Annotated in this window: 15 protein-coding genes; 3 read left to right on the top strand and 12 right to left on the bottom strand. The window is 68.7% G+C overall.

Annotation, left to right across the window (positions count from 1 at the left end; translation table 11 throughout):
• Positions 1-348 precede the first annotated feature (348 nt).
• Positions 349-729: a hypothetical protein gene (locus tag HHX30_RS39785; protein WP_169989112.1), complete on the bottom strand. Its 381-nt coding sequence runs from the start codon at positions 727-729 to the stop codon at positions 349-351.
• Between the two features lie 433 nt (positions 730-1,162).
• Between HHX30_RS39785 and HHX30_RS42370 the strand changes: the two genes are divergently transcribed.
• Positions 1,163-1,408, top strand: coding sequence for a helix-turn-helix transcriptional regulator (locus HHX30_RS42370; RefSeq protein ID WP_249351004.1), 246 nt, complete (start codon positions 1,163-1,165; stop codon positions 1,406-1,408).
• A 123-nt stretch (positions 1,409-1,531) separates the two neighbouring features.
• The gene (locus tag HHX30_RS39775) at positions 1,532-1,732 is read left to right on the top strand and encodes a helix-turn-helix domain-containing protein (protein WP_169989110.1); all 201 of its coding nucleotides are present in this window, start codon (positions 1,532-1,534) and stop codon (positions 1,730-1,732) included.
• Between the two features lie 96 nt (positions 1,733-1,828).
• Here the strand turns inward: HHX30_RS39775 and HHX30_RS39770 are convergent, their stop codons facing one another.
• The 10 genes from HHX30_RS39770 to HHX30_RS39725 all read right to left on the bottom strand — a co-directional run bounded on the left by HHX30_RS39770 (position 1,829) and on the right by HHX30_RS39725 (position 10,521).
• Positions 1,829-2,719: a recombinase family protein gene (locus tag HHX30_RS39770; protein WP_169989109.1), complete on the bottom strand. Its 891-nt coding sequence runs from the start codon at positions 2,717-2,719 to the stop codon at positions 1,829-1,831.
• A 196-nt stretch (positions 2,720-2,915) separates the two neighbouring features.
• Positions 2,916-3,842: a recombinase family protein gene (locus tag HHX30_RS39765; protein ID WP_169989108.1), complete on the bottom strand. Its 927-nt coding sequence runs from the start codon at positions 3,840-3,842 to the stop codon at positions 2,916-2,918.
• Between the two features lie 487 nt (positions 3,843-4,329).
• Entirely contained in the window at positions 4,330-4,746 is a 417-nt protein-coding gene (locus tag HHX30_RS39760) for a nuclear transport factor 2 family protein (protein WP_169989107.1), read from the bottom strand.
• Positions 4,747-4,792: 46 nt separating this feature from the next.
• A complete protein-coding gene (locus tag HHX30_RS39755; protein WP_109383692.1) occupies positions 4,793-5,404 on the bottom strand; it encodes an NADPH-dependent F420 reductase in 612 nt (203 codons plus the stop codon).
• Positions 5,405-5,436: 32 nt separating this feature from the next.
• A complete protein-coding gene (locus tag HHX30_RS39750; RefSeq protein ID WP_311923046.1) occupies positions 5,437-5,982 on the bottom strand; it encodes a zinc-binding dehydrogenase in 546 nt (181 codons plus the stop codon).
• 38 nt (positions 5,983-6,020) lie between these two features.
• The gene (locus tag HHX30_RS39745; protein WP_169989105.1) at positions 6,021-6,434 is read right to left on the bottom strand and encodes an alcohol dehydrogenase catalytic domain-containing protein; all 414 of its coding nucleotides are present in this window, start codon (positions 6,432-6,434) and stop codon (positions 6,021-6,023) included.
• Between the two features lie 28 nt (positions 6,435-6,462).
• Positions 6,463-7,215 carry an SDR family NAD(P)-dependent oxidoreductase gene (locus tag HHX30_RS39740; RefSeq protein ID WP_169989104.1) on the bottom strand — a complete coding sequence of 251 codons (753 nt, stop codon included), beginning with the start codon at positions 7,213-7,215 and terminating at the stop codon, positions 6,463-6,465.
• A gap of 92 nt (positions 7,216-7,307) precedes the next feature.
• On the bottom strand, positions 7,308-7,739 hold the full coding sequence (locus tag HHX30_RS39735) for an Rrf2 family transcriptional regulator (protein WP_169989103.1): 432 nt from the start codon (positions 7,737-7,739) through the stop codon (positions 7,308-7,310).
• Between the two features lie 296 nt (positions 7,740-8,035).
• Positions 8,036-10,150: a Tn3 family transposase gene (locus HHX30_RS43595; protein ID WP_169989102.1), complete on the bottom strand. Its 2,115-nt coding sequence runs from the start codon at positions 10,148-10,150 to the stop codon at positions 8,036-8,038.
• Positions 10,151-10,206: 56 nt separating this feature from the next.
• Positions 10,207-10,521 carry a DUF4158 domain-containing protein gene (locus HHX30_RS39725; protein ID WP_211593450.1) on the bottom strand — a complete coding sequence of 105 codons (315 nt, stop codon included), beginning with the start codon at positions 10,519-10,521 and terminating at the stop codon, positions 10,207-10,209.
• 231 nt (positions 10,522-10,752) lie between these two features.
• Here HHX30_RS39725 and HHX30_RS39720 point away from each other — a divergent pair, with 231 nt between their 5' ends.
• Positions 10,753-11,574 carry a DUF4158 domain-containing protein gene (locus HHX30_RS39720; RefSeq protein WP_169989101.1) on the top strand — a complete coding sequence of 274 codons (822 nt, stop codon included), beginning with the start codon at positions 10,753-10,755 and terminating at the stop codon, positions 11,572-11,574.
• A gap of 311 nt (positions 11,575-11,885) precedes the next feature.
• On the opposite strand, the gene HHX30_RS39715 is transcribed toward HHX30_RS39720, so the two are convergent.
• On the bottom strand, positions 11,886-12,602 hold the full coding sequence (locus HHX30_RS39715; RefSeq protein WP_169989100.1) for an SDR family oxidoreductase: 717 nt from the start codon (positions 12,600-12,602) through the stop codon (positions 11,886-11,888).
• Positions 12,603-12,670 lie beyond the last annotated feature (68 nt).

The raw sequence follows: 12,670 nt of genomic DNA, 5'->3' as shown, positions 1-12,670 counted from the left end.
GCTCCCCGCCGGCAGCGGGATTGTCGTCGGCGTCGGCTTGATTCATCCAGTTCTGCAGGCACGAGCGGCTGATGCCCAGGTCCTTGGCGAGCTGGACGAGGGATTTGTCACCCTGGCGCGCCAGCTCGACCGCGGGGCGCCGGAACTCTGGAGGGTGTGGTGCGGGCATGAGGGGCATCCTTCCTGATGATCAAGGGTGACCTCAGGCGAGGTGTCCGGAGAACGGGGGGAAGCTCACGAACGATTAAGGCCTCTTGACAGACATAGGAGCATCCTACGGCCAGAGACGATGCGCGGTCCTCGGTGATCACCCCGGAGCCGGAGTGCCCCGCCGGAGGCACGTACTCTTCAGCGCATCTTGTTGCGCGGTTCCGTTGCCTGCCAACCGTCATGAGCTGCCTGCTCTCTGAGAAGCGGAGGCCACGTCCCGATGAAGTCACGAACGGCCGGATCCCACGGGCCAACGCTGTCCACGAAGGAAGTTCCAACCATTTCCCGCACGCGGACGTCTGTCGACTGAAGGGCACGCTCAAGGACGTCGAGGCATCGCCCGACGAGCTTTTGGTCTCCTCGCTCATGCGCGTCAAGGACGAACGTTGTGACGTACCAAAACAGCACGTGCGGTAAGACCTCTCCGTTATCAGCTACGTGCTCCCGCAAAACCGGAGCGAACTCCGGAACCTCCTGCACGAAGTGGTCCACCACATCCTCGTACGTTATTGGCTCCATGTCCCAAGTATGTGGGGCCTGTGCCAGGTGGGGCAGGGAACGACGGGGACCATGCGGAGCACGAGGGACCCGTGTAAAGGCGGGTACAGCGGCGCGGCGCTGTGGTTGGTGGGTGCGTTGGATTGCGGCGTCTGCTGCGGTGCAGTCGGGCGGCCCGAGCCGCCGCCGGCCGGGACCGGCCCCCAGGCCGCATGCCCGGCCGGCGGGCGGGCGAGGCGCCGTGGTACGGCGGCGCGCCGCGCCGCCGCCTTGATCCCCCACCAGCACAATTCGGCAGGGGAGAATGCTGCGAATTTTAACCAGACAGAAACCTCATTCTGATGGGTATAAGAGGAGATCCTGGGCACTCCCCCACTCCTGCTTTCTGAGGCTGCTGGCGGCGCGCGGTGGACGCCTTGATTGATCCCAGCGAGCTCACAGGGCCATCTCCAAGTTGACCGAAACGCTCGTTTCTGCGCGTATCCGGGAGCGCGTACAGCAGCGCCGCGACCTCCCGCCCCCCTCTACCTGCCGCGCGCTGCGGCAGGCCGCCGGCCTCCGCATCGCCGACGTGGCCGAAGCCGTCGGCGTCACCACCCAGGCCGTCTCGTACTGGGAGCTGGGGCGGCGCACCCCACGGGGCCGCTACCGCGAGGCCTACCTCGAGGCGCTCAACGCCCTGCGCGAGGTCGCGGCATGAGTGGCCGCCGCTCCCCCGGCGAGACCTCACTCACCGACACGCCCCCGACCGCATCACTGCACGTCAAACGAGTGTCGATCTTGCCCGGGGACGTTAACGCCCGGATCTGCTACTCCACGCACCATGACTCACAGGCAGACCGCCGACAGCCGCCAGGAGCGGACACCCGCCCCCACGGACCGGCACACCCTGACCGTCCCCGAGACCGCGCGACTGCTCGGCATCTCCGACGACGCCACATACGACGCGGTACAGCGCGGAGACATCCCCTCGATCCGAATCGGACGGAAGATCTTGATCCCCAGCGCCAAGCTCGGGGCATGACGAGCATCCGAACGAAAAGTCCCGTTAGCAGAGCAGAGTTGAGCGGCTTGCCGTGACTTTCCGTTCGAATGCGTCTCGCCGAAGGGTTTCCGCAGGTCATGACCCATGCAGTCGGGTGGCTTGGACGGCTGCGACGCGGGCCCCGGACACCCGGTGCGCCTTGCGCTCAGCCGGGCCGGCGCTGTCGGCAGCGGCAGCACTTTGCTCCAGCACGGCGCGGTGAAGCGCAAGCGGGGCCGCCAGACGGACCGAATAGCCAGGGCCGCGGCGGATGTTCCGTCCTGAGACGAGGGCCAGGCGGACGACCTCGTCCCCAGCGATGCGCAGCAGATCGGCGAGTCGTCCGGGTACGTCGAGGACCACGTCCACTTGTGGGGCGAGCGCGTCGTCCAGCTCGCCAGGGCGGACCAGGGGCGTGTCGAGCGGGCCAGGCAGGTCGCGCGCGCCAGCGGCGTCGAGGACGCGCCGGATGGTCTTGGGGGCGACCCGGTACTGCCGAGCCAGGGCTTTGATGGCGGCGCCCTGGCGGTATGCCTCGACGATGGCGGTCGCCGTGTTCGGGTCGAGGGCGGTGGGGCGACCCAGGGTCTTGCCGGCGGCGACGCCTTCGCGGGTGTTCTCGCTGATCATGTCGCGCTGGAACTCCAGTACGGCTGCCAGGACGGAGACCACCATTTTGGTGCCGGGGTCGTCGCTGGCCAGGTCGATGCCGGAGAGCAGCCCGGATTCGACGCGCAGGTGTAGGCCACGGCGGATGAGCACTGGGCGCGGGGCGAGAATGTCGGCGACGGAGCGGAACAGGCGGGCGGCGTCGGCGATACGGATGGTGTCGCCGACGGCGGCCTCGTGCAGCAGCTTGGTGAAGCCCGCGCGGTCGAGGGAGAGTTGCCGGCTGGAGGTGGCGGGGTCTTCGTAGGGGTGTGACCCAGATACGCGCCAAAGGGGCAATGAGTTGATCTTGAAGCCCTGAAGGGCCCGGCCCGTCACCCGTTCGGCTCAGTGTCGTTGGTGGTGATGTTGAGCTGTCGTCTGGCCCGAGGCGGGATTGTGACCTCGATCGAGCGGACCGCGTACCCGCGGTTCAAGCGGTTGATCACCGCGCACGAGCTGCATCTGTTCTTGGGGCGTGACCCAGATACGCCAGAAACCCGCCATGGGGTGATCTTGGAGGCCGGGCGACTCACTACGGGGTGTCGTCAGCGAGGGCATTGACGCGGTTCTCGTACTCGCGGCGGGCCTTGCGCTGGGCCGGGACCGCCGGGACGCCCTGGGCGCCGTCGAGCGGCTGGCAGCGGTCGAGGAGCTGGCGGTGCACGGCGGGGACGGCGCTGACGCGCAGGGTGTAGCCCTGGCCGCGCCGTACGGTCATCCCCTGGTCGAGCGCGGCCCGCTCGGCGGGGTCCAGTTGGGTGGTGCGGAGGAAGTCGGCGACCTTGCCGGGCATATCGAGGGTGACCGGCAGCTCCGGCGCGGGGGCATCCTCCTCAATGGCGGTGTGGTTGGGCAGGAGGTCGGCAACGGCTGTGCGGATCGCGCCGCGGCTGACGTCGTGCTTGCGGGCAAGGGCGGCGATGGAGCGGCCTTCCAGGTACGCGGTGCGGACGGCGCCGGCCCTGTCGGCCGCCACGGCGGGGCGGCGCCCGCCTTTGCTGCCCTTGGCCTCGGCGGCTCGCAGTCCGTCGTAGGTCAGCTCGCGCTGGAGGTCGCGTTGGAGTTCGCCAGCGGCGGCGAGGGTCTGCACCATGGACTTCACGGTGGACAGCAGCTCGCCGGTGCGCGGATGGCGGGCGGTGAGGTCCATCGCGGAGAACGCGCCGTCGTGGATACGCAGCGCCACCTGGTCGCGGTGGAGGACGTCGAGCACATCGAGGACGTGGCCGGTGCCGCGCACGAGGCGGAACATCTCGGAGACGTGCACAGTGTCGCCCGGCCGCGCGTAGGTGAGCAGTTCGCGGAACTTCGGCCGCTGAAGCGGGTGGAGGCGGCAGGAGGTTCCCGGGTCCTCCTCGAAGACGACTGGGTCCTCAATGCCGGCCTCATCCAGGACGAGGTTCTGCCGGGCGGTCGACTGCTGGTCGGTCGAGACCCGCTTGTAGACCAGGTTCGCCACTCGCGGGCCCCTTCCATACGGAGGATCGGACCCTATCTGTCGTCAAACCCTGTCAGCAATCACCATTCGGATCTGATTGGATTCGCGCTGCCGTGAATCCCCGGATTGCACGGGTTCATTGGACGCGTCGCCTGCCTGTCGGAAAACGATCGTTTGCGAACACCATTCAGCCGGGAGAGGAGGCCGGAGACCGGCGGAACACGGTGGGGGACGAAAGTTCGTGGGCGCCGGTCAAGTCCCCAGTGCGGCAGACCCGGCGGGCGGCACGCTGGTCGACATGGCGACACCGGCCGATGGCCTGGCATCGCTGGGGGACCTGATCGGCAGTCATCGCCGAAGGCCGACCGCCCCAACGTGCTGACCGGCAGCGATTGGCCGGGCGCGAGTTCTGCTCTCCGTTTCGGCTTCGGCCGTGCTCTCGGCTGACCCTATGCGTACATGCCCGGCCGGGCCGCCCCGGGCCGCGGGGTCCCTGAGTGCCCTCCGCTCAGCCGACGTTGAACGCCTCGGCGACGGTCAGTGTGTCCTCGTACAGGTGCATGCGAACGATTCGGCCGTCCTCGACCGCCAGGTGCATGGCCACCGGTGTGGTGAACTCCTTGCCGCTGGCCACGGCGGTGTGCGTGAAGACCGCCAGCAGCACCACGTCACCACCGTCGACGATGAAGCGCTCCAGCACGACCTTGCTCTGGCCGTGCGCGAAGTGCGGCCACATGGTGGTGAAGTACGGCGCGACCTCCTCCTGGCGGGTACGGCGCCCGGTCCAGGGCAGTGCGTCACTGCCGGGGACGTGCCAGTCGATCTCCTCGGAGAACAGTTCCTGGATGCCGTCGGGGTCCTGCCTGCCGAGGCGCTCCAGGAACTTCTCGGCCACGGTCCGCGAGGTCTGAGTATCTGTTGCCATCGTCCTTGTCCTTTGTCTCTTCGTCTCTTGAGGTGTCGGTCGGGCCTCAGCCCTGGAACAGGAAGTGCTTGCCGCTCAGCGGCCCGCCGAGCTGCATGAGCGCCCCGCCTTCGCGCAGCGCGCCAAGGTCGACCGGCGCGAACCCGAATTCGGTCAGCAGCCGTGTGAAGGGGGCCTTGGCGCTCTCGTCGTCACCGGCGAGGAAGACGACCTGGTTGCCGTCCTGGTGCCGGGGATCGGGAGCCATATAGGTGGCGAACATGGCGTTGAATGCCTTGATCAGCGTGACGCCGGGCAGTTGCTGGGCGACCCACTCGCTGCCGGTCAGCGGCGAGACGTCGGCGAAGCCGCGGTAGGGGTCGGACCGGGCGAACTGGTTGGTCATGTCGACCACCACTCGGCCCGTCCAGTCCCCGAGCCGCCGCCCGACCGCGGGGACCGCGCCGAACGGGACGGCGAGCAGGACCAGGTCGGCCGCCGCCGCTTCTTCGAACGTGGCCGCCGAGGCGCCGGGCCCGATGGCGGCGACGGCGTCGCCGAGTGTGCTGGGGCCGCGGCTGTTGCTGACCAGCACCGGGTGCCCGGCGCGTGCCGCGTGGGCGGCCACGGCTTGTGCTGGTGCTCCCGCACCGATGGTGCCGATGGTCTTGAATTCCATGAGGTCACTGCTCCCCTGCGGTCCAGGTTTGGTCAGTTCAGCTTGAGCAATACGGTGCCGGTGCCGCTGGTCCGCGCCGCCGAGATGGCGCTCGGCAGCTCGGCGAGGGGGTAGGCGGCATGAACGGCGAGAAGGTGTGGATGCTGCGCGGCGATCTGGAGGGCGGCTCGCCGATCGGCGGCCCGGATATCCCCAGGGCGGGTCGCCCAGCGCGTGATGCTCACCGCGCGGACCTTCAGTTCCCGCATGAGCAGCTCCAACGTCGAGAGCGTCCACGGCTGCGCGGCTAGATCGCCCCAGACGACCAGCGTCCCGCCATCGTCGAGAAAGGGCAGGATCTCCCGCACGAAGGGACCGCCGTGCGCATCGGCGATGACCGGCACCGGCCTCCCGCGGACCGCCCCCTCCAGCTCGCGCTGCCAGCCGCCGCTTCCGGAGACCACGACGGGCACGTCCGGCCAGTTTGTGCGGACCGTTGACGCAGCACGGTCACTGCGGACGACGGCGACAACGGGCCAGCCACGGTCGCGGGCCTGCTGAACGATGAGCTTGCCGACCGCGGACGCGGCCCCCGACACGAGGAGTGGAGAATCGCTCGGCGCTGCCGCGGCAGCCCTCAGCTCATCGACCGCACGGAGCACGTCCGAGAGGTGATGGTGTTGACGAGCAGGACGCTCGCCGTTTCGTCGCTGAGGGAGTCCGGGACGGCTACGGCGGCCTCGGCCGGCACGGTGATGTGCTCGGACCATGCGCCCGTGGCCGGAAAGACCGCTACCCGATCGCCGACACGGAGCGCCGGCACCGATGGACCCACCGCAGTCACCACGCCCGCCGCCTCGGTGCCCAGCCTGCGCCCCGCGGATCCGTCCGGCAGGCCGGTCTCCGTGGCGACCAGATCGCCGCGGTGGACCGGGGAGATGCTGACACGCACTTGGATTTCGCCGGCCCGAGGGGCCGGCGCCTCCGGCCATTCCTCGATGTGTGCGACGGCTGCCGCATCGCCCGCCCGGTAGTGGACCACGCTCTTCATGACTCACTCCTTGTTGTGTCGAAGCCTTCTAGAGCTGTGTGGCGCCGCCGTCGACGAGCAGTTCCGCGCCGGTGGTGAAACTGCTTTGGTCGCCGGCCAGGTAGAGGGCGGTGGCGGCGACCTCGTCGGGATGGCCGGCGCGGCCGAGCGGGGTCGGTGGGGCGGGCTCGGCCGCGGTGGGCCGATCGCCGTGCGGGAAAGCGGTGAGAAGCTCGTCCAGGCCCGGGGTCTCGACGGGGCCGGGGGTGAGGGCGTTGACGCGGATTCCGCGGCCGACCAGTTCCGCGGCCCAGGTGCGGGCGAGGCTGCGGATCGCGGCCTTGGTGGCGGCGTAGATGCCCAGGCCCGGGGTGGCCCGCAGGGCCGAGCTGGAGGAGAGCAGCATCACCGAGGAGCCGGCCGTCAGCAGCGGCAGCGCCTTTTGGACAGTGAAGACCGTGCCCTTGAGATTGATCGAGGTAGTGCGGTCGTACTCCTCCTCGGTGATCGCGCCGAGCGGGCCGTAGTCCCCGACGCCGGCGTTGGCCACCACGATGTCCAGGCGGCCGCTGCGGTTCGCGATCTCGGCGAAGAGCCGGTCGAGGTCGCCGAGGTCGGAGGCATCGCCCTGGATGGCGATGCCGCGGGCGCCGACCTGCGCGACGGCGGCGTCCAGCGCGGCCTTGCGGCGCCCGGTCAGGTAGACGGTGGCGCCCTCGGCGGCGAAACGGCGGGCGATCGCCAGGCCGATGCCGCTGGAGGCGCCGGTGACGAGGGCGGTCTTGTCGTCCAGTTGTCCCATGAGACTCTCCAATTTCTTGATGTAACCATTTTGGTTACAGCGATGGGTGCAGGATGCGATCCCCCTAGATCAGGGGAAGTCGACGGTCCGAATCAGGCGGCTTTCAAGACGTCCCGCAGCACGTCCTCCAGCGTGGTCTTGGCCAGCTCCCTGCGCAGGGCGGCCTCCACATCGTCGTACACGGCGGTCATTGCCGGTCCGATGCCGTGGCCCACGACGCACTCGGGGTCCGGTGTCGCGCGATGCAGGGCGAAGATCGGTCCCGGTTCGATCGCCTGGTAGACGTCGAGCAGGGTGATCGCCGCCAGGTCCCGCGCGAGCATCCAGCCCGCCCCCGCCCCCCGCCGTGACTCGGCCAGGCCGGCCTTGCTCAGCTGGGCCAGCAGGCGGCGGATCACCACTGGGTTGGTGTTGACGCTCGTCGCGATCTGCTCGGAGGTGGCGACCTCGTGGCCACGCCGCTGATACAGCCCGATCCATGTCAGGGTGTGCGCCGCGATGGTCAGTCTGCTGTTGGCGCTCACGTCGGACTCCACCTCCCTCGTCCCTCGGGTTTAGTCGTAACTGTAGTTGTTACAACCCTATGCGGCAAGTCCTGCGGGGCTGGCTGGACCGGCCTCGTCAAGGAGCACGCCACCCGCGAGCACACCATCGCCGAGTTCTTCTCCGTCAGCCGGGCCACCGTCCATCGAGTCCTGGCACGCACCCAGGGCCAGCACCAAACAGAAGCCGAACGGCGGTAGGGCCCCGCCAACCTACCGGCGGGTCAGGTGTCCCCTGGTGTCTGAGCCAGCGGGACTCCAGGGCCGACTTCTCCTGATCATGCCGCCTGGCCGTAGCCGTCCGGGGCGCGCGGGTCGTTGCCTCGGAGCGGGCTGAAGTCGACGTCCAGGTGCGGGTCGTACGCCTCGGGCTGGATGCCGAGTTCGTGGGTGGAGTACTCGCCGAAGCGGCGGATGTGCTCGGTCAAGTACGGCGAGATGTGGGCGAGGTCCTCAGGGGCGATGATGTAGCCCTCCTCCTGGAGCTGGCGCACGATCTCGGCGATGTCCAGGGCGTTGTGGAAGATCACCGCGTTCGTGAGCAGGGCGTTGAACTTCACGGTCTTCTCCTGCTCGACGGGGTCGTTGTCGGTGATGACGCCGCCGTTGCCGAAGCCGATCCACTGGGAGAAGCCGTTGAACGCCTCGACCTTGTTTGTGGCGGCGGTCACCCGCCGGCGCAGCGGGGCGTCCGAGAGGTAGCGCAGCAGCTGGACGGTGCGGACGACGCGGCCGACCTCGCGGAAGGCCGTGTATGTCGCGTTCTTGCGTGAGCCCGCCCGCAGGCGCCGCAGCAGCAGCGTGGAGGAGATGGCGCCCTCGCGCACGGAGACGGCCACCCGCATGAGGTGCCGGAAGTGGGACTCGATCAGGTCGAAGTCGATGACGTTGCGGCCCGGCTCCCCGAACAAGGCGTCGATGTGCACGTACTCGGCTCTCTTCGTGGGCCGGTAGAAGGTCAGGTCCTTCCAGTTCCTGATCCTGGGCATCAGGTCGAAGCCCAGCAGGTGCGCGAGCGCGAAGACAGGGAAGCTCTGGCCCTGCGTATCCGCGTGCACGGTGGTCGGTTTCAGCTCGGAGGTGTTCTTGAGCAGGCCCTCGATGATGTAGACGGCCTCCCACACCCCGCACGGAATGAAGTGCGTGAACAGCGCGATGTAGGTGTCGGAGATGTGGTGGTAGGCGATGCCGCCCGGCTTGCCGTACCGCACGGACGTCTCAGACAGCAGATTGTTGAGGTAGGTGTCCATGTGGGTGCCGTCCGCGGCGACCGCGGAGCCGTCGCCCCACGCCTGGGAGATGTCCAGGCGGGCGTGCGCATTGACCAGGTCGGCGATCGCCTCGTTGAGCGTCGGGATGGAGAAGTGCCGGTTCGCGGACAGCGACAGCTCGTGCCCGCTGACACCGGGGATGTGGCGGGCGGCCTCGTACGGGCCCATGTGGGTGCCCTTGACGAACGTGGTGATCACGTACCGGCCGAAGGGGTCCTTCAGCTTCGGCTCGTTGCCGGAGGCGGGGCCGAAGCGGCGCCACCACTCCACCCAGTACGCCGTGCGGGAGATGATCCCGAGCAGGGAGCGCTCCGGCATCCTCGCCCTGATCTCCTGCTCCAACACCTTCGCTGAGGCGCGCTGCCCCTCGGAGCGGTGGGCCTTGAGAGAGGGGATACCTGTCTCAAGGTCGATGACCAGGCCCTCGTTGTCCGGGTACCCGGCATCCGCACTCGGGGCGGCCGCAGTGAGTTTGTCCTCCAGCTGCCGACGGAACGCCACCGCGTCGTACGGCGCATCGTCGCCGGACTCGGCGAGGCCGACCTCCACCAGGTAATCGCCCAGCTTCGCCTCGACATCCTCCCAGGGAAGCAGCTGCTCACTCCAGTCGGCGTACTCCTCGGACCCGGTCACCGCGACGTCACCTGTGCGCAGTTCCTCGGCGAGCGCGGCGAAGACCATCGCCTCGAAGTGCTTGCGGACAAACGCGCCGGGCCGGTTCTTGTCCCGGACGGCTTTCTGCCAGTTCAGCGTGGCGAACGAGATGTCGACCGGGCGGCCGTCCTCGTGCCGTTCCGGGATGTAGTCGCGGGAGGTCTTGTACCGGCGGGCGTGCGCGAGCGCGTCCAGGACCCGGCTGTCCTCCGAGGTGGTCGTCAGTTCCAGGCGGCTGGTCAGGTCGTACATCGTGGAGCGGTCCTTGAGCAGGTGCCCGTACAGCAGCACCTCCCAGTAGTTGCCATGGTGGGCGGCGACCTTCTCGATTCTCTCGTACTGCCCCTCGAACCCGCCGAAACCATTCACCGCTGCCGCAGGCACTCCCACGGCGCCGGCCTGCACCCGAAGGGCCTTCGCCATCGTGTGCAGGGCGAGCACGAGCCCGCTGCCGAGCCGCGCGGCCACAGCGCCGGCCTCCGCGTCCTGGTCGAATTCCCCGACCGCCGCCAGGATCTCGGCCGTCAGCGCTGCCGTACGGCGGTCCGCTGCCGCTCCGCCGTACGGTTCGCCGCCCTCGGCACCGTGCCCTCCGGCAGGTCCACCGCGCGACGCACGAAGTCGACGACCGTGTCCGGGACCTCGTCCAGCTTCGGGAAACACCCCATCCGCTGGTACGACTTCAGCATGAGCAGCTGGGCCAGCAGGTGCTCGTCACAGCCAGCACGAGCGGCGGCCCACTCGACCTCGTCACGGCTCGGCGAGAAGAACAAGTGCAGCTCGTGCGCGCTGATCAGCCGCTTGAACCGCGGATACGCGGTCCTCTCGATCGAGGTCACAGCCCACCCCGCCCCGGACGACATCCAACGTCACCACCAACGACGCTGAGCTGAACGGGTGACGGGTGGGCCCGCTCAGGCCCCCAAGATCATCCCGTGGCGGGTTTCTGGCGTATTTGGGTCATGGCCGTTCTTCTCGCCGACTCGCGATGAGCTGGAGTGGGCGGCCGGGGCGACGGACAGCGACGAGCATCTGCTGGCCCTGCTTCTGATGCTGAAGTCCTACAGCGCATGGGGTGTTTCCCGGCGCTGGAGGGTGTGCCGGAGCAGGTGGTGGAGTTCGTGCGGCGGCAGGTGGAGCTGCCGGAGGGCACGCTGCCGGTGTACCGGGCGGAGCGGACCGTGAAGCATCACCGGGGCCTGGTGCGCAAGCGGGTCGGGGTGGCGTACGACCAGGCGGAGGCCCGGCGGATCGCCGAGCAGTCGATCTGCAAGGAGGCCGCGGCGAAGAACCGGCCGGCGGACCTGATCAACATCGCGCTGGAGAAGGTGGTGGAGGCCGGGCTGGAGCTGCCGGGGTTCTCCACGTTCGACAAGATGGCCTCGAAGATCCGCGCCGAGGTGAACGCCTCGATCTGCGCGGGCATCCACGACAGCATGAGCCCCCTTCAGCGCACCGAGCTGCTGCGGCTGCTGGAGGAGCGCGACAACGACGGCACGACGCTGTTCAACCGGCTGAAGAAGCCCGCCAAGGGGCCGAGCTGGTCACACTTCAAGAACCTGGCCAAGCGCATGGAGTGGCTGGACGGCCTCAGTGATAGCGCGGTGTGGATGGACGGCGTCGCCGCACGGAAGATCACCGACTTCGCCGGGGAGGCGGATGCCGGGGACGCCCCGGCGCTTCGGGACTACACGCCCGTCAAGCGCCTCGCGCTGATCGCGTGCCTGGTCCGCAAGGCCAGGCACGAACTCGGCATCCAGCCCGAGGCATACGACCCGAAACTCGACGTCGACTTCACCCCGCTGCGTGAGCAGGACCTGCCCGCAGCTGGTTTCGGCACTGCCGCCTGGAACGGCCCTGTCCTCCCGAAACTCCGGCGAAGTGGCAAGTAGCTCAGAGTGACCGGTTGCTCTCGCCCGCCTGAAGGGCGGCGAAGTCGGCGTGGGCGTGTGCCGGCCGGTCGCGGTCGCGCGGACGCAGGCGCCTGGTATCGGCGGTGGCTGCTTGTCGCGGTGGGGGGCACGGTCTTCGGCATTCCGGACACCGCGGCGAACGCTCAGCTCTTCGGGCGTCCTGGCACCATACGCGGGCAGGGCCGCAGTGCGTATCCGCAGGCGAGGGTGGCGGCCCTGGCCGAGTGCGGCACCCATGCCGTGTGTGGCGTGCCCGTGCCGGCACGCCACACACCTGTGGTCGGCTTTTTCTAGCCGACCAGTGCGGTAAGCACGGCGTTGGGTTCGCTGGTGAGTGCGGCCTTGACGGTTCGACTCCAGTCGTCAACGAGGACTTCGATCTGATTGTTCTCGATCCCGTCGAGGCTGAAGCGTGCGACGTCGGTGGGGTCGATCTTGGGTCCCTCGTACCCGGCGCTGATATCGGTGTCGGCCGCTCCCAGATGCACGCCCTGGACCAGGACACCTGCGGGAGCCAGCTCGAGACGCAGGCTGTTGGTCAGGCTCCATTCGGCTGCTTTGGCCGCGGAGTAGGCACCGGAGCCGGGGTAGGAGAACCATGACAGCGCGGACAGGATATTGGCCATCGCGCCCTGGTGCGCTCGTAGTGCGGGGGCGAACGCCCGGGCCATGGAAAGGGTCCCGAACACGTGTGTCTCGATCTCGCGCCTGACGGTGTCGACGTCGGCCTTTAGGAGGGGCTGGGAGGTGGAGATCCCGGCGTTGTTGATCAACACCGATACGTCTTCGGCCCGGTGTGCTGCCGCCTCGACCGCGTCGGTGTCGGTGATGTCCAGGCGCACGAGCTCGACGCGTGGGTCCTCACGCATCTCCTGGTCGGCGGCATCCGGGTTGCGGATGCCGGCGTAGACCTTGCGCACGTCACGAGCGAGGAGCTCGGCAACGAACCGGCGGCCGATGCCGCGGTTCGCGCCCGTGACCAGGGCGGTCTGTCCTGCGAGCTCCATTTCAGGCCTCCTGGCCGGCGGCTTCGCGGGCGGCGAAGACCTCGGCCGCGGAGACCGTTCGGGCCGCC

It is taken from the genome of Microbispora sp. H10836, from assembly GCF_012999525.1.
Taxonomy (GTDB): Bacteria; Actinomycetota; Actinomycetes; order Streptosporangiales; family Streptosporangiaceae; genus Microbispora.
This window is presented reverse-complemented; position numbering and strand designations above follow the sequence as displayed.

What these genes read in the sequence shown, in the direction of transcription:
- HHX30_RS39785 (WP_169989112.1), bottom strand. Translation starts at nt 729, where the DNA reads ATGGAGCCAATAACGTACGAGGATGTGGTGGACCACTTCGTGCAGGAG.
- HHX30_RS39775 (WP_169989110.1), top strand. Translation starts at nt 1,532, where the DNA reads ATGACTCACAGGCAGACCGCCGACAGCCGCCAGGAGCGGACACCCGCC.
- HHX30_RS39760 (WP_169989107.1), bottom strand. Translation starts at nt 4,746, where the DNA reads ATGGCAACAGATACTCAGACCTCGCGGACCGTGGCCGAGAAGTTCCTG.
- HHX30_RS39755 (WP_109383692.1), bottom strand. Translation starts at nt 5,404, where the DNA reads ATGGAATTCAAGACCATCGGCACCATCGGTGCGGGAGCACCAGCACAA.
- HHX30_RS39745 (WP_169989105.1), bottom strand. Translation starts at nt 6,434, where the DNA reads ATGAAGAGCGTGGTCCACTACCGGGCGGGCGATGCGGCAGCCGTCGCA.
- HHX30_RS39740 (WP_169989104.1), bottom strand. Translation starts at nt 7,215, where the DNA reads ATGGGACAACTGGACGACAAGACCGCCCTCGTCACCGGCGCCTCCAGC.
- HHX30_RS39720 (WP_169989101.1), top strand. Translation starts at nt 10,753, where the DNA reads ATGGGGTGTTTCCCGGCGCTGGAGGGTGTGCCGGAGCAGGTGGTGGAG.
- HHX30_RS39715 (WP_169989100.1), bottom strand. Translation starts at nt 12,602, where the DNA reads ATGGAGCTCGCAGGACAGACCGCCCTGGTCACGGGCGCGAACCGCGGC.